Below are 17811 nucleotides of genomic sequence, written 5' to 3'. Positions count from 1 at the left end.
ATTTTAGGTTTCATAAGGAGAAGCGATGAACCGTCTTGAGTTGATTCGAGCTTTGCCAAAAGCCGAGCTTCATGTTCATATTGAGGGCACTTTTGAGCCTGAGCTAATGTTTGCGATCGCTCAGCGTAATAAAATTGCCATCCCGTATAAATCTGTTGAAGAAGTTAAACAGGCCTATAACTTTCATAATCTTCAGTCCTTCCTGGATATTTATTATGCTGGTGCTACTGTATTGATTCATGAACAGGATTTTTATGATCTGGCCTGGGCGTATTTTGAGAAATGTGCTGAAGACCGGGTCGTGCATACTGAAATGTTCTTTGATCCACAGACCCATACCGATCGTGGCGTTGCTTTTGCAACCGTGATCAACGGCTTGCAAAAAGCCTGTGATGATGCCAAAACTAAACTGGGTATCAGTTCACATCTGATTATGTGCTTCTTGCGTCATTTAAGTGAAGATGCTGCATTTGCAACATTGGAACAGGCCTTACCTTATAAAGACCAGATTATTGCAGTCGGTTTGGACTCAAGTGAAGTCGGGCATCCACCTTCAAAGTTTGAACGTGTCTTTGCTAAAGCGCGTGAAGCAGGTTTCTTGGTTGTAGCACATGCAGGTGAGGAAGGCCCGGCAGCCTATGTCTGGGAAGCTTTAGATTTGCTGAAAGTGAATCGTATTGATCATGGTGTACGTTCGGAAGAAGATCCGGCGTTAATGCAGCGCCTGATCGCAGAAAAGATGCCACTGACGGTTTGCCCATTGTCAAACCTGAAACTCTGCGTCGTGGATGATATGCAGCAGCATAATATCCGTCGCCTCTTACAGCAAGGCGTGCATGTCACGGTCAATTCAGATGATCCATCTTATTTTGGTGGTTATATGAATGACAATTTTATTGCCATTGCCGAAGCACTGGATTTAAGCAACGACGAATTGAAGCAGTTGGCCATCAACTCGTTTGAAGCTTCTTTTATTACCGATGCTGATAAAGAGCAATGGATCAACCAGATCCGTGCCCTGGTTTAAGTTTTTAAATAATAGGCAGGGTTCGCTCTGCCTTTGTTTTTATAGATGGATATGAAATTGAAACATGTAATTCTGCTCATCAGTACCGTGTTGATATCTGCTTGCTCAAATGCGGATATGACTTTGACACAGCGTACTTTAAAGCCCGTGATTGAATACCAATGTGCAAAAGAATTGAAAGCGTCTAAATTCTGGACTGCCTCGACCTATTTTATGCAGGACAAAAATAAAGCTGAACTTGAACAGAATGTCTGTTCATGTGTAGGTGAGCATGCACTCAAGGATATTCCAGCCAGTACTTTACTGAAAGCGACTCTGGATGAAGAAGTAAAGTCAAAACTCACGCAACAGGCTATTGCAAACAGTCTGAAAGGCTGCATGACCGAGTTCTTAAAATAAAATCAGCTTTGCAATGAAAGCTGATTGAGTGTGGTTTTGCAGATTATTTTTTAGAAGATTTGGATTGTCGGGTCATGCTGTTGAGTACATGATCTTTATCGATAAAATGATGTTTCAGTGCTGCGAAAATATGTCCAACTAAAAGTAAGCCAACTGCCCAGGAAAGCCAGATATGCAGGGGTTTTACGATCGCGGTTACAGCCGGATTTTCTGCAATCAGTGCCGGCAGGTTAAATAAATATAGCACTGGTGCTGGATAGCCCAGACTCCAGCTATATAAACAGCCGGTGACAGGTAGAGCAATCAGCATAAAATACAAAGCCAGATGACCTGCATGTGCCAAAGTTTTCATCCGGGGTGACATAGTGTCCGGTAGTTCAGGGGCAGGATGGGTATAACGCCAGAAAATTCGCACAACCAACAGGAAAATAATGGTGGTGGCGATATTTTTATGCAGGGTAATGACATCGCCTTTAAAGCTGCCATCGACCTCATAACTTAAAAAATTCCCACTATAAAAACCAATCAGCCAGGCCGCAATAAAGATAACTGCCATGATCCAGTGCAACCATTGTGCCGTGCGCGTGTAATATTGTACTTTTTCCATGTGATTTTCGATTGCCCTCAAAGATGGATGCACCTTAGCAAAGGGCGAATCAGCCCAGCAATTCCAAATCTGCAACGCTATGGTGGCTTTCATGCAACATCCATTGAAATGGCTGGGTGCAGATTAAACATTCAGGATGATTTATAGATTTCTTATTCAGGTGAATTTCGGCACAATAGCGTCACGCTTCATATATGAATAAACAAGGAACAGATCTGTGAAAAAATTATTGGCTGCACTTGCTCCGCTTACTTTGGTTTTATCGGCTTGTGCAACAACAGGCAGCCCTGAAACGCAAACCACGACTCAACAGCTGGGTGGGGCTGCGCTTAAAATCGCGATCAATGCAAAATGTACGACTGAGCTGAATAATATTCCAGCATGGCAAACAGCTACACGTCTAATGACTACGACCCAAAAGCAGAATATCCAGACTGAAATTTGTGGCTGTGTCAGCGAAAAAGCACCCCAAAGCGTAACAGCGGTAGATTTGGCGACTGCAGCGATTGACCCGGCAGCACGTGCGGCGATTGTCGGCAATGTGGTTGCAAAAACCATTAACGCTTGTGTAGCTGAAGCTGTAAACTAAGCCAAGATTAAATTGAAATAGGCTGACTGGTTCAGCCTATTTTTTATGGAAAAATAGACATGAAGATTGCTGGTGTAGATGAAGCAGGGCGTGGGCCATTAGTGGGTTCGGTGGTCGCTGCGGCAGTTATTTTGGATCCGAACAACCCGATTGAGGGTTTAAATGATTCTAAAAAACTCACTGAAAAGAAGCGTGAAAAACTTTTTATCGAGATTCAGGAAAAAGCGCTGGCATGGGCCATTGCTGAGGCTTCTGCGGCAGAGATTGATGAACATAATATTTTGCAAGCTTCTTTGCTGGCCATGCGCCGTGCTGTAGAAGCTTTGCCAGTTCAGCCTGAGCATGTATTGGTCGATGGCAACAAGATTCCACAGGGCCTTGCTATGAGCTGTGATGCCGTGGTGGGTGGTGATGCACTGCATGCTGAAATTTCAGCAGCCAGTATTCTGGCGAAAGTAACCCGTGATCATCAGATGATCGAGATGGACCAGAAGCATCCGCAATTTGGCTTTGCCAAGCACAAGGGTTATCCGACCAAGGCACATTTTGAAGCGATTGCCTTACATGGCGTGATTGATGAGCATCGTCGCAGTTTTGGGCCGGTAAAAAAGGTGATTGCAGCATTACAGCAGGGTGCAGAACTTTAAGTTTTATTTTAAATTATCTAAGTATTTAATATTTTTGTATAAAATTTAGACAAATTTAAAGCGGCTCAAAAGCCGCTTTATTCTTCGCACAAACATTAACGGTTAAAGTTATTTTGTGTCTGGCTATCGTCTTCATAAGAAGGTTGGTAATCTTGATCGATATGTTGAAGATGTTCATGCATTGCACGTTCATGCTGGATACGCTGGTAAATCTCTTCACGGTGCACAGAGACTTCTTTCGGAGCATTTACCCCGATACGAACCTGGTTACCTTTTACACCAAGCACAGTCACACTGACTTGATCACCAATCATTAAAGTTTCCCCGACGCGTCGAGTCAGAATCAGCATGTTTTTCTCCTTGCAAAATGCAAAACCTGCAATCTATTGAATGTAAAACAAAAAGCACAACCAAAAATTACAAAATAAGATCTGGATAGAAATTCTGTCATCTGGGTGAAAGATTTTAATCTATCTCAGCTGGTTAAAAATCCTCAGGCTTAATATAACAGAGCCACTATAAAAAAAACTATAGTGGCTCTGCATTTTTGTAGACTTTTATAAAATACTGTCAAACAATGACAATATTCTGTCTTAACGATTAAGCACGTACGCTAGATTCGCCTTGTTCACGGTCTAAACCGAATGCGGTATGCAATGAACGAACCGCAAGTTCAAGATAATTTTCTTCAATGATCACAGAAATCTTGATTTCAGACGTCGAGATCATCAGGATGTTAATACCTTCATCTGCCAATGCTGTAAACATTTTGCTCGCTACACCGGCATGAGAACGCATGCCTACACCTACGATCGATACTTTTACGATATCTGAACGGGTCGCAACTTCACGTGCGCCAATTTCTTGAGCAGTCGCTTCAAGAATGGCTTTGGCTTTATTTAATTCGCCACGGTTCACAGTAAAAGTGAAATCAGTTGTACCATCTTCTTCAACGTTCTGGATAATCATATCCACTTCAACATTGGCATCACCAATCGGGCACAAAATTTTAGAAGCAATACCCGGTTCGTCAGGCACACCTAATATAGTTAATTTTGCTTCGTCACGGTTAAATGCGATACCGGAGATAATTGGCTGTTCCATGTTGTCTTCCAATTCAGTCGTAATAAGTGTACCAACGTTTTGCTTAAACTCTTCGTCGAATGCGCCATCGTTGTCATTGTCGAAGCTTGATAATACGCGTAAAGGCACCTGGTATTTACCAGCGAATTCAACTGAACGAATTTGCAGGACTTTCGAACCGAGTGACGCCATCTCAAGCATTTCTTCAAATGAAATACGATCAACTTTTTTTGCTTTTGGTGCAACACGTGGATCGGTCGTATAGACACCGTCAACGTCGGTATAAATCTGGCATTCATCTGCTTTAAGGGCGGCAGCAATTGCAACACCTGAAGTATCAGAACCGCCACGCCCTAAAGTGGTGGTATTGCCATGTTCATCAAAACCCTGGAAACCGGCAACGACAAGTACGCGGCCTGCATCCAGATTTGAGTTTAGGACTTCAGTATCAATGGATTCGATACGTGCCTTATTGAATGAGCTGTCGGTTTTCATGCCAACCTGGCGACCTGTTAGTGATTTTGCTTCAACTCCAATTGAGTTCAGCGCCATTGCTAACATAGAAATCGTAACCTGTTCACCCGTAGATACCATTTGGTCTAGTTCACGTGGGTCAGGGGTTTCGGTAATGGCCTTCGCTAAAGCAAGCAGACGATTGGTTTCGCCACTCATTGCTGATACCACTACCACTACCTTGTGGCCGTGGTCATGCCAGCGCTTTACACGACGAGCAACATTTAAAATGCGCTCGGGAGTACCCATAGAGGTACCGCCATATTTTTGAACGATTAATGCCATAGTTGTTCCATATAAGCCATGACCCTGATGTACCTATCAGGGTCAGTTACACAAAATTGAAGTTTTATTTTGCTGCAAGCCAGGCAGTTAAATCTGCCATCACTGGAGCAAACTTCTCGTTAAGTGGCGCGCCACCTTGTGCCAAGTCAGGTTTACCACCACCTTTACCACCTAGCTCAGTCGCTAAATGTTTGATGATGTCACCTGCTTTAATAGAAGCAGTAAAGTCTTTTGCCACAGATGCGATCAAGCTCACCTTGTCACCCTCTACACCTGCAAGAACAATCACTGCATTTTCTAATTTTGATTTCACACCGTCGTGCAGGTTGCGAAGTGCTTTCGCATCCATGTTTTCAACAGTTGTAATCAAGGTTGCACGACCTGCAATGCTTTGAACTTGGCTTAGAAGTTCACCGGCTTGCAGGCTAGCAAGTTTTTGATTGAGTTGTTCGATCTGTTTCTGCAAGCTCGATGCAGTATCAACCAACGCTTCAACTTTTTCTAAAGTCTGGTCTTTTTGTGCTTTGAGCAAACCGTTAATCGTATTGATATCGCGATCGGCTTTTTGCGCAACTTCAACTGCTTTAGTGCCTGTTACTGCTTCAATACGACGTACACCGGCTGCCACACCACCTTCAGAGGTGATTTTGAACAGACCGATATCACCGGTACGTTTTACGTGAATACCACCGCAAAGTTCGATTGAGAAGTTTTTCTCTTCAATCACTGAACCCATAGACAGTACACGTACTTCGTCACCATATTTCTCACCAAACAGCATCATCGCGCCTTTAGCCTTCGCAGACTCGATATCCAGAAGTTCAGTAGACACCGCAGTATTGGCAATCACTTCAGCATTGACCAAGCGTTCAATTTCTTGCAGCTGTTCAAAGCTTACAGGTTGGTCATTGGCAAAGTCAAAACGTAACACATCAGATGCAACCAATGAACCTTTTTGCTGTACATGTGAACCTAAAATTTGACGTAACGCAGCATGTAGCAGGTGAGTCGCAGAGTGGTTGCGCGCAGTTGCTGCACGAATATCTGCTTTTACTGTTGCTTCTACATTTTGAGTAACTTTCAAGTTACCCATCGTCACGATACCTTGGTGTACAAATGCGCCACCAGATTTTTTGGTATCTTGAACTTCGAAAATACCAGTATCGTTTTTAAAGATACCTGTATCACCGATTTGACCGCCGCTTTCTGCGTAGAAAGGTGTTTGGTTGAGTACGATCAGTGCTTCATCGCCTTCAAACACTTCATCAACTTGCTCGCCATCTTTGTAGATTGCGATGATTTGACCTTCACCTGCAGTTGCGTCATAACCATCAAACTGAGTTTCGCCTTCAACTTTAACTACGCTGTTGTAGTCGATCGCGAATTTACCTGCATCACGTGCGCGTTGACGCTGTGCAGCCATTTCAGTTTCGAAACCGGCTTCATCAATGGTTAAGTCACGTTCACGTGCGATGTCAGCAGTCAAGTCAGTCGGGAAACCATAAGTGTCGTAAAGTTTAAATACCACTTCGCCCGGAATCACAGAACCTTTTAACTGTGCCAATTCGCCTTCAAGCAATTTCAAACCTTGCTCAAGTGTTTTGGCAAATTGTTCTTCTTCTTTAAGAAGTTGTGCTTCGATACGTGCTTGTTGAGCAGCAAGTTCAGGGTATGCATCGCCCATCACTTCGATCAGTGGCTTCAACATTTTGTGGAAGAACGAACCTGTTGCGCCTAATTTGTTACCATGACGTACTGCACGACGGATAATACGACGCAGTACATAACCACGACCTTCATTCGATGGGTTTACGCCATCAGCAATCAGGAATGAACATGAACGTGCATGGTCAGCAACGACTTTCAATGAAGCAGGATACTGAACTGGTGTGCCTTTCTCAGCAGCTTCAGCTTCAAGCGCTGTAGTATCCAGACCAATAATTTCAGCCGCAGCTTTAAGTAAATGCTGGAATAAGTCAATTTCGTAGTTTGAGTTGACGTGCTGTAAAACAGCAGAAATACGCTCCAAGCCCATACCTGTATCTACAGAAGGTGCTGGAAGAGGGTGCAGTACGCCATCCGCAGTACGGTTGAACTGCATGAAAACGTTGTTCCAGATTTCAATGAAACGGTCGCCATCTTCTTCAGGAGAACCCGGTAGGCCACCCCAGATGTGATCGCCATGGTCAAAGAAGATTTCAGAACATGGACCACAAGGACCTGTGTCACCCATTGCCCAGAAGTTATCAGATGCGTATTGACCGCCTTTGTTGTCACCAATACGAATAATGCGAGAAGCGTCTAGACCGATTTCTTTGTTCCAGATGTCGAATGCTTCGTCGTCTGTATGGTAAACGGTTGCATAGAGTTTATCTTTAGGAAGACCAAGCCATTCTTCGTTAGTCAAAAAGTCCCAAGCAAATTTGATCGCATCACGTTTGAAGTAATCACCAAAGGAGAAGTTACCCAACATTTCAAAGAAAGTGTGGTGACGTGCTGTATAACCTACATTGTCCAAGTCGTTGTGCTTACCACCTGCGCGCACGCATTTTTGTGATGACACTGCACGTACATAATCGCGTTTTTCTAGACCTAAGAAGCAATCTTTAAACTGGTTCATACCAGCATTGGTGAACAGCAAAGTTGGGTCATTGGCAGGTACTAGAGAACTCGACGCGACACGTGTATGCCCTTGCGATTCAAAGTAACGCAAAAATGCTTCACGAATTTCAGCTGATGTCATAAAACGAGTACTCACAACCAAGTCACTCCATAATTTCCGATTTGGCTAAAACACCACAGTCTGACAAGCATATAAGAGCTCTGCTGCAATGCGGGGCTTAAAAATTTAAAACGCCAAATTATAACGGAAAAAGCAGTATGCACCAATCATTTTAAAACCAATTGCGAAGGATTTATTTACTCAGGTTTTTTGCTGAATAATTAAATTGAATTTTCCCACAGTAGAATTCGTCTATATCCATCTCTTTAAAAAATAAACGGAATTTTAAATGATCCAAATACAGACAGATGGATCAGAAATAAAATAATCGAAAATCAGTATTTTCACTGAAGTTTTTTAATGTACGGCGCCAGAAATCCTTTAACATAGAAGAGTTTTAAAATAGGCATATAAAAGGTCGAGTCATGCAACGAGTGGCAATCAATGGATTTGGGCGTATTGGACGGAATGTACTGCGTGCATGGTTTGAAAACCCGAAAGATTTTAATTTTGAAATCGTTGCCATTAACGATATTGCCGATGTTGAAACCCTGATTCACCTGTTTAAATATGACTCGACCCATGGCCGTTTTCCGGGGCAGGTGGATCTCAGCTATGATACTGAACATATCTATATGCATATCAGCTATCAAGATGCTGCATTAAAAGTACAGGTTTTGTGTGAGTCGCAGCCGGCTAAGTTGCCTTGGCAAAACTTGGCGGTAGATGTAGTGCTTGAATGTACTGGACTGTTCCGTTCTCGTGAAGCCGCGACCCAGCATATTGGAGCAGGGGCGAAACGTGTGATTATCGGCGCAGCACCTTTTGATACGGTCGATGCCGCGATTGTCTATGGTGTCAATCATCATGAAGTCAAAGCATCGGACCAGATCATTTCCAGTGTTTCTTGTACTACACAGGCTTTGGTGCCACTGGTCAAAATTGTCGATGATGCTTTTGGCATCACTAGCGCCCTGATGACTGAAATCCATGCTGTAACGGCGGATCAGTCGGTACTGGATCATGCGCATCGTGATTTGCGTCGTGCACGTGCTTCAGGCCATAACATCATTCCTACGACTTCGAGCGCACTCGGTGCCTTAAAGCGTGTCATGCCAAAAATGGAAGATCGTATTGATGGTTATTCAATTCGGGTGCCGACCATTAATGTGGCCGCGATTGATTTAACGTTTGTCTCCCAGTCGCCGATTACCGATCACAAGCTGAATGAAGTGCTGATCAAGGCTGCCCAGCGGGATTTTGCGGAAATTATGGCCGTGACAGATGAGCCATTGGTATCGAGTGATTTTAATCATTCCCCATATTCATTGATTGTGGATTTGACCCAGACTCTAGTCGTTGGGCATCAAGCTAAGGTTTTTGCCTGGTACGATAACGAGTGGGGCTATGCCAACCGTCTGCTGGATTTATGTGAATCATTTCATTAAGTTCGGGTTATCTAAACCTCAAAAGCACCGAGATACGGTGCTTTTTTCTTGCCTGTAAATATTCTGCAAGCCATGTTTTAAGAGAATTTGCCGGTAATTGATCGAAAATCAGGAATTGAGGCTGAATTATTTACGTTATCTGCAGCATTTTTCGTTAAGATAAAGACAATAAAATGAAATAAGAGCAAGCACATGATGGTGGTTTGGGGATTTATTATATTGCTGACTTTGGCGGTGATTTTTCTGATCTGGCTGCAGTTTAATCAGAATGATGAACCACGTAGCGTGGAAGGCGTGCCAGTCGAAGAAAAAATCGTGCATCTGGAAGAAAATTTAAAAAAGACCCTGGAAATCATGCAGGATCTAGCCAAAAAAATGCATGTGCAGCAGGAAGTGCTGGATCAGACCACAGCCAAACTTCAGCAGGTTGAATTGCAAAATGCCGAACTGGTCAGTTTGCTGACCAAAGTGGTTGATCCACAGAAATAAACAAAACCCCTTTAGAGATCATTTAAAGGGGTTTTTCTAGCGTTAGATTATTAAAATTCTTAAAATTGCAGCAGAAACCATACTGATGGCGACGGTCGGTAATAATCCAAAACGTGTAGCGGCAAATAGCGTTAAAGCCAAGGCAATCAGGTCTGCCGGATGGTCGCGTACAAAATAAGGCGCAATCACTGAAATCAGCACGCAGCCGGGAACTACTTCCAGAATTTTTCGCTGGCGCTGTGTCAGCGTTTTATTTTTTAATAAGACATAGCCCAAGAGCCGGGTTAAATAGGTGGTCACAGCAATCAGGATAATGGCCACCAAGGTATTTATCTGGATCATGCTTGATCCTCTTGAATCAGGAAAAATGCCGAAGTGATTCCAGACAAGGCGCCAATCGGCACATACCAGCCCGCAGGTAAATATAAATAAGCCAAAGCCGCACAGACTAAACTGACCAGCCATGGCCGGGCAGCCTCAAAACCTTTCCACATACTTCTTAGTAACACCAGAAATACAGCAGGAAAGGCCATATCAAAACCAAAACGGTTGATGTCGCCTAATACAGGTCCAAGCATGGCCCCGAGTGTGGTAAATCCGACCCACATCAAGTACAGGCAAAAACACAGGCCGGCATAATAAGGCATGCTAAACGCAGCACGATAACCCAGTTGCGCCTGTTTCCTTTGTGCATCAGCCAGACCGAGTGCCCAGCTTTCATCGACCATAAAAAACAGCGCCGGAAAAACTTTACGATTCGGAAGATGCTTTAAATACGGAACCAAACTGGCGCCCATCAACAGATGCCGGCTATTCACCAGAAAGGTAATGAACATCAGCATGAGTAAATTTGGTGGACTGCTCCAGACCTCCAGAATGGCAAATTCAGAACCACCGGCAAAGTTCAGGCCTGTCAGTAAAGGCACTTCGAGCAAGCTGAAATTCTTCTGTACCGCCGTCGCACCCAGCACCAGCGCAAAGGGGATAATTCCCAAAAGCATGGGGATAGAATCTTTCATGCCACGTTGAAATTCGCTGAAATCGGTAGGGACAACCACCGCTGCGGTGCTTTGTCTAAACAAAAGCATGGAAATGACCTGGGTACTGCAAAACTAGACCATATTTTATGGCGATATTCTGGCTATTTGCTGTTGTAATGAAAGAGATTTACGTTTTATTTAAAATTAAATTGCGCTAAATTGAATTTAAAGGGTTTTAAATGCCAAAGTATAAATATGGATCAAATAGATAAACGCATTTTGCATGAGCTGCAAATGAATGGAAAACTGCAAAATAATGAACTGGCTCAATTAATTGGCTTGTCGCCATCACCCTGTTTAAGACGGGTGAAACAGCTGGAAGATGATGGTGTGATTGAGCAATATGTCGCGCTGCTGAATCCGCAAAAGGTCAATTTGGCGATGAGTGTGTTTGCACGTGTCTGGCTCAAGTCTCAAGAGGCTGCCGTAGTCGACCAATTTGTCGAAGCGATCAAGGAAATGCCAGAGGTGGTCGAGTGCCAGTTAATGGCGGGCGATTGTGATTTCTTTTTAAGAATTGTAGTGGCTGACCTGGATGCCTATCGTAAATTTCAGATTCATCATTTAACCCAAATTCCCTGCATTCAAAGTGTAAAAACTGAAATTCCATTGCAAACGGTTAAAAGCACGACTGCATTGCCTTTGGTTTAATGCCGGATTTTGTCATGCTATTTGTTTTAAATGTGCATTAAAACGCTGATAGTTGACACAATTGTTGTTGATTTCATCAGGTAGCGAAAATTATAAAATTTGCGATGCACAGCCAAAACTATCGTGCTAGACTAGGAGAAATCGGGTGTGCTCCCGATTTTTTTATGCGGATTCGTTCCGCGCTGACAAGAATTTAGGTTTACAACATGCCCATTTCAGAGACATGGTTATTACCTGATGGTGTAGCTGATGTATTACCAGAACAAGCGCAAGTTATTGAAAGTCTGCGCCGTAAATCACTGGATTTCCTTGCATCTCGAGGTTATCAGCTGGTGTACACGCCATTCATTGAATACATCGAATCTCTATCTTCTCTCTCAGAATCGAATCAAGATTTAGACTTAGCCACTTTTAAAGTGATTGATCAGCTTTCTGGTCGTTTGCTTGGTGTGCGTGCCGATATGACACCACAAGTGGCTCGTATTGATGCGCATGTACATCCAGTGGAAGGTGTGGCACGTTACTGCTATGCAGGAACCGTTCTGCATACCAAGCCTCGCGGTTTTAATACCTCGCGCGCGCCACTACAGTTAGGTGCGGAGCTATTTGGTTCAGACAGCATCGATGCCGATGTAGAAATGGTCGACTTGATGATCAGTCTGATTCAGGAGACAGGTCTGGCAGATGGTATCCATCTGGACTTAGGTCATGTCGGTTTATTCCGCAGTCTGGTGGCTCAAGCAGGCTTGAACAAAGTCGCTGAACAGCAATTATCTGATTTATACCAACGCAAGGCTTTGCCAGAATTAGAAGAATTCACGGCAGACCTGAAATTTGGTCAAGATTTCTATGCACTTGGACGCTATGCCAGCGACCTGGATGCATTACAAGCGCATTTAAGTGCTGAAGTGTTGGCAAATCCAGCATTCACTCAGGCTTTTAATGTCTTGCAAACGACCAAAGACGAAGTTCAAACCCGTTGGCCAAACTTGAGTATTGGGATTGATGTGGTTGAATTACGTTCATACCATTATCATACTGGCCTGATGTATGCAGTCTATGCACCGAACCGTGCAGCTGCACTGGCACAAGGTGGCCGTTATGATGGCATTGGTGAGCATTTTGGCCGCGCGCGTCCGGCAACCGGTTTCTCTTGTGACTTATATGCTTTAAGCGCAGGTCAGTTTGATGCGGTACAGGTCGTGGTTGCACCTAAAGGCACTGATGCAGAACTTCTGAATGCGATTCAGAACATTCGCGCACAAGGCTTAAGTGTAATTCAGTTACTGGGTAATGATGATTTAAACTCGATTCCATATGCAACGCACCAGCTGGTGAATGCGAATGGTGAGTGGACAGTCAAAACGATTTAACTGCTTGGCTCAGTGTTCATGTCGCTGAGCGGGGCTTTCAACTTTAACAGCATGATGTAATGAGGCTATTATGGGCAAGAATGTTGTGGTACTTGGTACCCAATGGGGCGACGAAGGTAAAGGTAAAATCGTCGACCTGCTCACAGATCAAGCGGCAGCGGTAGTTCGTTATCAAGGCGGACATAACGCAGGTCACACTCTTGTGGTTGGTGGTAAGAAAACTGTCTTACACCTCATTCCATCAGGTATTTTACGTGAAAACGTATTGTGCTTAATTGGTAACGGTGTTGTTCTTTCTCCTGAAGCGCTCATCAAAGAGATGGACATTCTTGAAAAAGAAGGCGTTCCTGTTAAAGAACGTTTACGCATTTCTCCTAACTGTCCATTGATTCTTCCGAACCACATCGCACTTGATCAGGCGCGTGAGAAAAAACGTGGTAATGCGAAGATTGGTACGACAGGTCGTGGTATCGGTCCTGCATACGAAGACAAAGTAGCGCGTCGTGCAGTACGTGTTGCTGACCTAGTACGTGGTGGTGAACATCTTACTGCTCAGCTGACTGAACTTCTGGACTACCATAACTTCCAGCTGACTGAATACTACGGTGTTGAAGCAGTTAAACTGGAAGACGTGCTGGCACTGTGCGACGAATGGCGTAAAGTTGTTGCGCCACTGGTTGTGGACGTGACCACTGAATTGCATAACTACCGTAAAAACGGTGACAATATCATGTTCGAAGGTGCGCAAGGTTCACTTCTTGACGTTGACCACGGTACATATCCATATGTAACTTCTTCAAATACCACTGCTGGTGGCGTAAGCTCTGGTTCAGGTCTGGGTCCTTTGCACCTTGACTATGTACTGGGTATTACTAAAGCGTACACAACGCGTGTAGGTGCTGGCCCATTCCCAACTGAGTTGGTGTATGACGCTGCAAATGACACAGGTGATGCGATTGGTAAACACCTCGGTACGATTGGTAATGAATTTGGTGCCTCTACTGGCCGTCAACGTCGTTGTGGCTGGTTCGATGCTGAAATTCTACGTCGTTCAGTTGACGTAAACTCACTTTCTGGTATTTGCCTGACTAAACTTGACGTTCTTGACGGTTTAGAAGAAGTGAAAATCTGTGTGGGTTATGAAGCTGCAGATTCTGGTTGTGTCGGTTCTTCTGATGCGCTTGCATTCGAAACTTTAAAACCGATTTACGAAACTATGCCAGGCTGGTCTGAGTCAACTTTCGGTGCGAAATCACTGGATCAATTGCCAGAAGCTGCATTGAACTATGTAAAACGTCTTGAGCAATTGATTGAATGTCCAATCGACATCATTTCAACGGGTCCAGACCGTGAAGAAACGATTGTTCTTCGCCACCCGTTTGATGCTTAATTTTGATTTGATTAAAGCTTAAATGATAAAAACCCATCTCCGGATGGGTTTTTTTATATGCTGAATTTATGCAGGTATTTCAAGACTAAAGTTGCATCGGTAATACCACGTGATGTGCTTTAACATAGCGGTATATAAAGAAAGAAAAATGAGCAGCAGGATGCAAAAAAATATATCGGCGACCATGTTTTATTCATTGTTATTCGCGATGGGCGGGGCGCCAACAATTGCCATGATGATTATTCGTGCGCAAACCCAAAATCCCGAGGTGATTTATGCGGCACTGATTGGTCTGAGTGTCATTATTGCCTGTGTTTTAGTGCCTATTATTTTATTGCAAAATGCTTTTTTATATTTCAAACGTAAAGATGAAATACTTGAACAGAAAATAAAACCACTGAGTCAGATTTATTTGGGTCTCAATATTATTTGTCTGATTTATTGGTTGGCGATACAGTATTTGGCTTAAAAATTACATAATTTATAAGAAGATGAATGAATTAAGCGTTTAGCTGCTGCGCGCTTTCACTTATAATTTTTACAATGTAAATTGCCCTTGAGCCAAGGCGGAGTAAATTATAATGAAGAATAAACTTTTATTGAGTATGGCGGCTGCTACAGTCGTCACATTATCAGGTTGTACCACCATTGCCGATATGGCAGGGGCAGATACTGCGACCTTAAATGCATCTGCGAGCCAAAGCTATAATGCCATGGTCAATGATGCGCGCAATAAAGGCCAACTGGATACCAGTTCAGCGACCTATAAACGGATTAATAATGTATTTAACCGTTTGAAGCCGGTTGCCAATCAGATGAATCAAACCGGTACGGCATTCCAGTGGCAATTGGCTGTGCTCAAATCTGACCAGGTTAACGCCTTTGTTGCGCCAGGTGGTAAGGTTGTATTCTATACGGGTATCGTGAATAAACTGAATCTGACCGATGCTGAAATTGCAGCGATTATGGGTCATGAAATGGTGCATGCTTTAGAAGAGCATTCTAAGCAGAAAATCGGTGCTCAGGCCCTGACTGATCTGGCCTTGGGTATTGGCTTAAATGCAGCAGGTGTGGGTCAAGGTGGTGCTGCAGCCGCACAATTGGGTAGTCAAATCGGGATTGGCTTGCCATACTCGCGTAATCTGGAAAGCCGTGCTGACCAAGGCGGTTTAATGCTGATGGCGCGCGCAGGTTATAACCCAAATGCAGCCATTACCTTGTGGGAAAAAATGAACAAACTCGGTGGCGGCAGTGGTGCAACCTTCCTGTCTACGCATCCATCGAATAGCCAGCGTATTGGGCAAATGCGTCAACAATTGCCAGCAGCGATGCAGATTTATAACCAAAACAAATAATCCAGTGATCATCCTCTGAAAGGAGATCTTGATCGGATTGAAAAGGCAGGGCAATGGTTCTGCTTTTTTTATGGCTAATTGGGTGGTTAATATTCTGCGGGCTATTTTCAGGCAATAAAAAAGGCAAAGTCTGACTTTGCCTTTTTTCACTCAAGATCAGAAGATCTTAGTGCTGGTGACCGCCTACACCGTGTACGTGGCCGTGATCTAATTCTTCTTGAGAAGCTTCACGAACAGATACGATTTCAACTTCGAAAGTCAGGTCTTGACCAGCAAGTGGGAAGTTAGCATCAACAACAACATTGTCGCCTTCAACTGCTTTAACAGTTACGATTTGCACGCCGTCATCAGTTTGAGCTTGGAACTGCATACCTGCCTGAATGTTGTCTACGCCTTGGAACATTTGCGCAGGAACTTCTTGAACTAGGTCAGGGTTGTATTCGCCATAACCTTCAGCAGCAGGAACGTTTACAGTGAATTTTTCACCTACAGTTTTGCCTTCTAACGCATTTTCTAAACCTGGGATGATGTTACCTGCACCGTGCAAATAGGCAAGTGGTTCACCTTGAGATTGGTCGAGAGTTTCACCCTCTGCGTTAGTCAATGTGTAGTGGAAAGAAACCACGAGGTTATTTGCAATAGCAGTCATGTTAATTGATCCATTCAATTTTTTAAGGGTACATCATAAAGTGAAATTGCATTTTTGTAGACTAAAATTAGCAAAAAAACGCAATTTGACAATTTTGTTGACGATTTTTTCATTGATTGGGCCAAATTCTGGAATTTCAATGCAATTTCAGCTTTGGAGAAATTTTTCGTGTAACAAAATCTTTTGCGGTGAGAATGCCAGCATGCGCATAACCATGAATGGTCGCCTGATGAATTCGATATAAAGAAACATACATCGATTTGGCAACAAAGCCTTGCACATTGACCTGACCGAGTAATTCACCGACAGCTTTATTCTGGCTTAAGGAAATCAGTGAGCCTTTGTCGGAAAATTTAAACATCGGTAAATAACTTTCTTCATTGACACGTGCTTTCAAGGCATTGGCCAGGAAATTGGCCTGTTGGCTAGCCACTTGTGCGCGTGGACCCAAGACCGGTTCATCTGCAGCAGGCTGGCAGTGAGCACAATCACCAAAAGCAAAAATGTCTGGATCAGATTTGGTTTGCAGGGTGGAGAAGACTTTCAAGCGGTGAATATTGTCCTTTTCCATATCTTGCAGTTGTGCCAAGACTTCAGGTGCTTTGATACCTGCGGCCCAGACTTTAATCTCGGCATCCAGACTTGAGCCATCTGCAAAATAAATTTTGTCTTCATCTACCTTGGCCACACGATGACTGGTAAGGACTTCAATACCGAATTTTTCCAGCTGTTGCATGGTATGTTCAGCAACTTTCGGCGAGAGCGCAGTCAAAATACGATCCGCCGCTTCAATTAAGGTAATTTTGACTTTATTTGGATCGACCTTGTTTAAGCCATATTTAAAGAAATTGTGTTTGGCCTCCACCAACTCGGCAGCCAATTCTACTCCAGTCGCACCGGCGCCAATAATCGCGATATTCAGTTCACGGCTCGAAGCTTCATGTTGAGCATTCAAGTAGAGATGCAACAGATCCTGCTGAAAGATATCAGCTTGTGGACGGCTGTCGAGAAAATGACAGAACTGTTTGACGCCTTCGGTATTAAAGTCATTCGAGGTAGAACCCAAGGCCAGTACCAGGGTGTCATAGTCGATGCGCTGGTTCTTCTTGGCTTGGGCTTTTTTGGAGAAATATTCTGTTTCTACCACAATCTGTTTCGCTTCACGATCCAGACCGGTAAATGTCCCCAAGACAAATTCATAATGATGTGCGGCTGAATGGGCAAAATAATTAGTTTCTTCTTCATGTGGATTTAAGGTGCCTGCGGCAACTTCATGCAGCAGCGGTTTCCAGATATGCGTCAGTTTTTGATCGACTAAAACAATCTGCGCTTTGCCGCTTTTACCCAAGCTCTCACCCAGCTGAGTTGCCAGTTCCAGACCACCGGCACCGCCACCCACAATCACGATTTTATGTGCTGTCATATATGATTAACCTGTTTATTTTTTTAATAAAAATAAGAGAAATAGAGAGAAAATATACTATGGCATGGGCCAGATCGCGTCTTGGTTAAAATTGTTATACACATTACAAAACGTAGCAATT

At 43.7% G+C, this 17811-nt stretch carries 19 protein-coding genes; 11 read left to right on the top strand and 8 right to left on the bottom strand.

Annotation, left to right across the window (positions count from 1 at the left end; all coding sequences use genetic code 11):
- The first annotated feature begins 25 nt into the window (after window positions 1–25).
- Together ACNPNW_RS09495 and ACNPNW_RS09490 are read left to right on the top strand one after the other, a co-directional pair.
- Window positions 26–1027 (top strand): adenosine deaminase, encoded by a 1002-nt coding sequence (locus tag ACNPNW_RS09495; RefSeq protein ID WP_448766934.1) that lies wholly within the window; start codon window positions 26–28, stop codon window positions 1025–1027.
- A 45-nt stretch (window positions 1028–1072) separates the two neighbouring features.
- On the top strand, window positions 1073–1426 hold the full coding sequence (locus ACNPNW_RS09490) for a hypothetical protein (RefSeq protein ID WP_448766933.1): 354 nt from the start codon (window positions 1073–1075) through the stop codon (window positions 1424–1426).
- 43 nt (window positions 1427–1469) lie between these two features.
- On the opposite strand, the gene ACNPNW_RS09485 is transcribed toward ACNPNW_RS09490, so the two are convergent.
- Window positions 1470–2033, bottom strand: coding sequence for a cytochrome b (locus ACNPNW_RS09485; protein WP_026055720.1), 564 nt, complete (start codon window positions 2031–2033; stop codon window positions 1470–1472).
- Window positions 2034–2250: 217 nt separating this feature from the next.
- Between ACNPNW_RS09485 and ACNPNW_RS09480 the strand changes: the two genes are divergently transcribed.
- Together ACNPNW_RS09480 and rnhB are read left to right on the top strand one after the other, a co-directional pair.
- Complete coding sequence (locus ACNPNW_RS09480) at window positions 2251–2622, top strand: hypothetical protein (RefSeq protein ID WP_448766932.1); 372 nt, start codon at window positions 2251–2253, stop codon at window positions 2620–2622.
- Between the two features lie 59 nt (window positions 2623–2681).
- On the top strand, window positions 2682–3269 hold the full coding sequence (rnhB, locus tag ACNPNW_RS09475) for a ribonuclease HII (protein WP_004278973.1): 588 nt from the start codon (window positions 2682–2684) through the stop codon (window positions 3267–3269).
- Window positions 3270–3364: 95 nt separating this feature from the next.
- Here the strand turns inward: rnhB and csrA are convergent, their stop codons facing one another.
- The 3 genes from csrA to alaS all read right to left on the bottom strand — a co-directional run bounded on the left by csrA (window position 3365) and on the right by alaS (window position 7908).
- Window positions 3365–3619 carry a carbon storage regulator CsrA gene (csrA, locus tag ACNPNW_RS09470; protein ID WP_004278972.1) on the bottom strand — a complete coding sequence of 85 codons (255 nt, stop codon included), beginning with the start codon at window positions 3617–3619 and terminating at the stop codon, window positions 3365–3367.
- Window positions 3620–3869: 250 nt separating this feature from the next.
- Window positions 3870–5150 (bottom strand): aspartate kinase, encoded by a 1281-nt coding sequence (locus ACNPNW_RS09465; protein ID WP_253173579.1) that lies wholly within the window; start codon window positions 5148–5150, stop codon window positions 3870–3872.
- Between the two features lie 64 nt (window positions 5151–5214).
- On the bottom strand, window positions 5215–7908 hold the full coding sequence (gene alaS / locus ACNPNW_RS09460) for an alanine--tRNA ligase (RefSeq protein ID WP_314103407.1): 2694 nt from the start codon (window positions 7906–7908) through the stop codon (window positions 5215–5217).
- A 389-nt stretch (window positions 7909–8297) separates the two neighbouring features.
- Here alaS and ACNPNW_RS09455 point away from each other — a divergent pair, with 389 nt between their 5' ends.
- Window positions 8298–9320, top strand: coding sequence for a type I glyceraldehyde-3-phosphate dehydrogenase (locus ACNPNW_RS09455; protein WP_448766931.1), 1023 nt, complete (start codon window positions 8298–8300; stop codon window positions 9318–9320).
- A gap of 192 nt (window positions 9321–9512) precedes the next feature.
- Window positions 9513–9809 (top strand): hypothetical protein, encoded by a 297-nt coding sequence (locus ACNPNW_RS09450; protein ID WP_004645555.1) that lies wholly within the window; start codon window positions 9513–9515, stop codon window positions 9807–9809.
- A 42-nt stretch (window positions 9810–9851) separates the two neighbouring features.
- On the opposite strand, the gene ACNPNW_RS09445 is transcribed toward ACNPNW_RS09450, so the two are convergent.
- On the bottom strand, window positions 9852–10151 hold the full coding sequence (locus ACNPNW_RS09445) for a branched-chain amino acid transport AzlD family protein (protein ID WP_114541870.1): 300 nt from the start codon (window positions 10149–10151) through the stop codon (window positions 9852–9854).
- A complete protein-coding gene (locus ACNPNW_RS09440; RefSeq protein WP_253111946.1) occupies window positions 10148–10897 on the bottom strand; it encodes an AzlC family ABC transporter permease in 750 nt (249 codons plus the stop codon). Before ACNPNW_RS09440 ends, ACNPNW_RS09445 begins: the two co-directional genes overlap by 4 nt.
- A 147-nt stretch (window positions 10898–11044) precedes the next feature.
- Between ACNPNW_RS09440 and ACNPNW_RS09435 the strand changes: the two genes are divergently transcribed.
- The 5 genes from ACNPNW_RS09435 to ACNPNW_RS09415 all read left to right on the top strand — a co-directional run bounded on the left by ACNPNW_RS09435 (window position 11045) and on the right by ACNPNW_RS09415 (window position 15618).
- On the top strand, window positions 11045–11500 hold the full coding sequence (locus ACNPNW_RS09435; RefSeq protein ID WP_114541872.1) for an Lrp/AsnC family transcriptional regulator: 456 nt from the start codon (window positions 11045–11047) through the stop codon (window positions 11498–11500).
- Between the two features lie 206 nt (window positions 11501–11706).
- Window positions 11707–12873 (top strand): ATP phosphoribosyltransferase regulatory subunit, encoded by a 1167-nt coding sequence (locus ACNPNW_RS09430; RefSeq protein ID WP_004278964.1) that lies wholly within the window; start codon window positions 11707–11709, stop codon window positions 12871–12873.
- Between the two features lie 70 nt (window positions 12874–12943).
- A complete protein-coding gene (locus ACNPNW_RS09425) occupies window positions 12944–14263 on the top strand; it encodes an adenylosuccinate synthase (protein WP_004278963.1) in 1320 nt (439 codons plus the stop codon).
- Between the two features lie 160 nt (window positions 14264–14423).
- The gene (locus ACNPNW_RS09420) at window positions 14424–14732 is read left to right on the top strand and encodes a hypothetical protein (protein ID WP_004731567.1); all 309 of its coding nucleotides are present in this window, start codon (window positions 14424–14426) and stop codon (window positions 14730–14732) included.
- A gap of 112 nt (window positions 14733–14844) precedes the next feature.
- Window positions 14845–15618, top strand: coding sequence for a M48 family metallopeptidase (locus tag ACNPNW_RS09415; RefSeq protein WP_425879889.1), 774 nt, complete (start codon window positions 14845–14847; stop codon window positions 15616–15618).
- A 166-nt stretch (window positions 15619–15784) separates the two neighbouring features.
- On the opposite strand, the gene slyD is transcribed toward ACNPNW_RS09415, so the two are convergent.
- On the bottom strand, window positions 15785–16267 hold the full coding sequence (gene slyD / locus ACNPNW_RS09410; protein WP_004278960.1) for a peptidylprolyl isomerase: 483 nt from the start codon (window positions 16265–16267) through the stop codon (window positions 15785–15787).
- Window positions 16268–16403: 136 nt separating this feature from the next.
- Window positions 16404–17690 carry an NAD(P)/FAD-dependent oxidoreductase gene (locus ACNPNW_RS09405; RefSeq protein WP_004645547.1) on the bottom strand — a complete coding sequence of 429 codons (1287 nt, stop codon included), beginning with the start codon at window positions 17688–17690 and terminating at the stop codon, window positions 16404–16406.
- Between the last annotated feature and the right edge of the window lie 121 nt (window positions 17691–17811).

Source organism: Acinetobacter endophylla (assembly GCF_053543775.1).
The sequence above is the reverse complement of the archived record's forward strand: the minus strand, read 5'-3'. Positions and strand labels throughout refer to the sequence as shown.

Bases quoted from the DNA above. Each gene is read 5' to 3' on its own strand.
- ACNPNW_RS09495 (WP_448766934.1), top strand. From the start codon at position 26: ATGAACCGTCTTGAGTTGATTCGAGCTTTGCCAAAAGCCGAGCTTCAT.
- ACNPNW_RS09490 (WP_448766933.1), top strand. From the start codon at position 1,073: ATGGATATGAAATTGAAACATGTAATTCTGCTCATCAGTACCGTGTTG.
- ACNPNW_RS09485 (WP_026055720.1), bottom strand. From the start codon at position 2,033: ATGGAAAAAGTACAATATTACACGCGCACGGCACAATGGTTGCACTGG.
- rnhB (WP_004278973.1), top strand. From the start codon at position 2,682: ATGAAGATTGCTGGTGTAGATGAAGCAGGGCGTGGGCCATTAGTGGGT.
- csrA (WP_004278972.1), bottom strand. From the start codon at position 3,619: ATGCTGATTCTGACTCGACGCGTCGGGGAAACTTTAATGATTGGTGAT.
- ACNPNW_RS09465 (WP_253173579.1), bottom strand. From the start codon at position 5,150: ATGGCATTAATCGTTCAAAAATATGGCGGTACCTCTATGGGTACTCCC.
- ACNPNW_RS09455 (WP_448766931.1), top strand. From the start codon at position 8,298: ATGCAACGAGTGGCAATCAATGGATTTGGGCGTATTGGACGGAATGTA.
- ACNPNW_RS09450 (WP_004645555.1), top strand. From the start codon at position 9,513: ATGATGGTGGTTTGGGGATTTATTATATTGCTGACTTTGGCGGTGATT.
- ACNPNW_RS09445 (WP_114541870.1), bottom strand. From the start codon at position 10,151: ATGATCCAGATAAATACCTTGGTGGCCATTATCCTGATTGCTGTGACC.
- ACNPNW_RS09440 (WP_253111946.1), bottom strand. From the start codon at position 10,897: ATGCTTTTGTTTAGACAAAGCACCGCAGCGGTGGTTGTCCCTACCGAT.
- ACNPNW_RS09435 (WP_114541872.1), top strand. From the start codon at position 11,045: ATGGATCAAATAGATAAACGCATTTTGCATGAGCTGCAAATGAATGGA.
- ACNPNW_RS09430 (WP_004278964.1), top strand. From the start codon at position 11,707: ATGCCCATTTCAGAGACATGGTTATTACCTGATGGTGTAGCTGATGTA.
- ACNPNW_RS09425 (WP_004278963.1), top strand. From the start codon at position 12,944: ATGGGCAAGAATGTTGTGGTACTTGGTACCCAATGGGGCGACGAAGGT.
- ACNPNW_RS09420 (WP_004731567.1), top strand. From the start codon at position 14,424: ATGCAAAAAAATATATCGGCGACCATGTTTTATTCATTGTTATTCGCG.
- ACNPNW_RS09415 (WP_425879889.1), top strand. From the start codon at position 14,845: ATGAAGAATAAACTTTTATTGAGTATGGCGGCTGCTACAGTCGTCACA.
- slyD (WP_004278960.1), bottom strand. From the start codon at position 16,267: ATGACTGCTATTGCAAATAACCTCGTGGTTTCTTTCCACTACACATTG.
- ACNPNW_RS09405 (WP_004645547.1), bottom strand. From the start codon at position 17,690: ATGACAGCACATAAAATCGTGATTGTGGGTGGCGGTGCCGGTGGTCTG.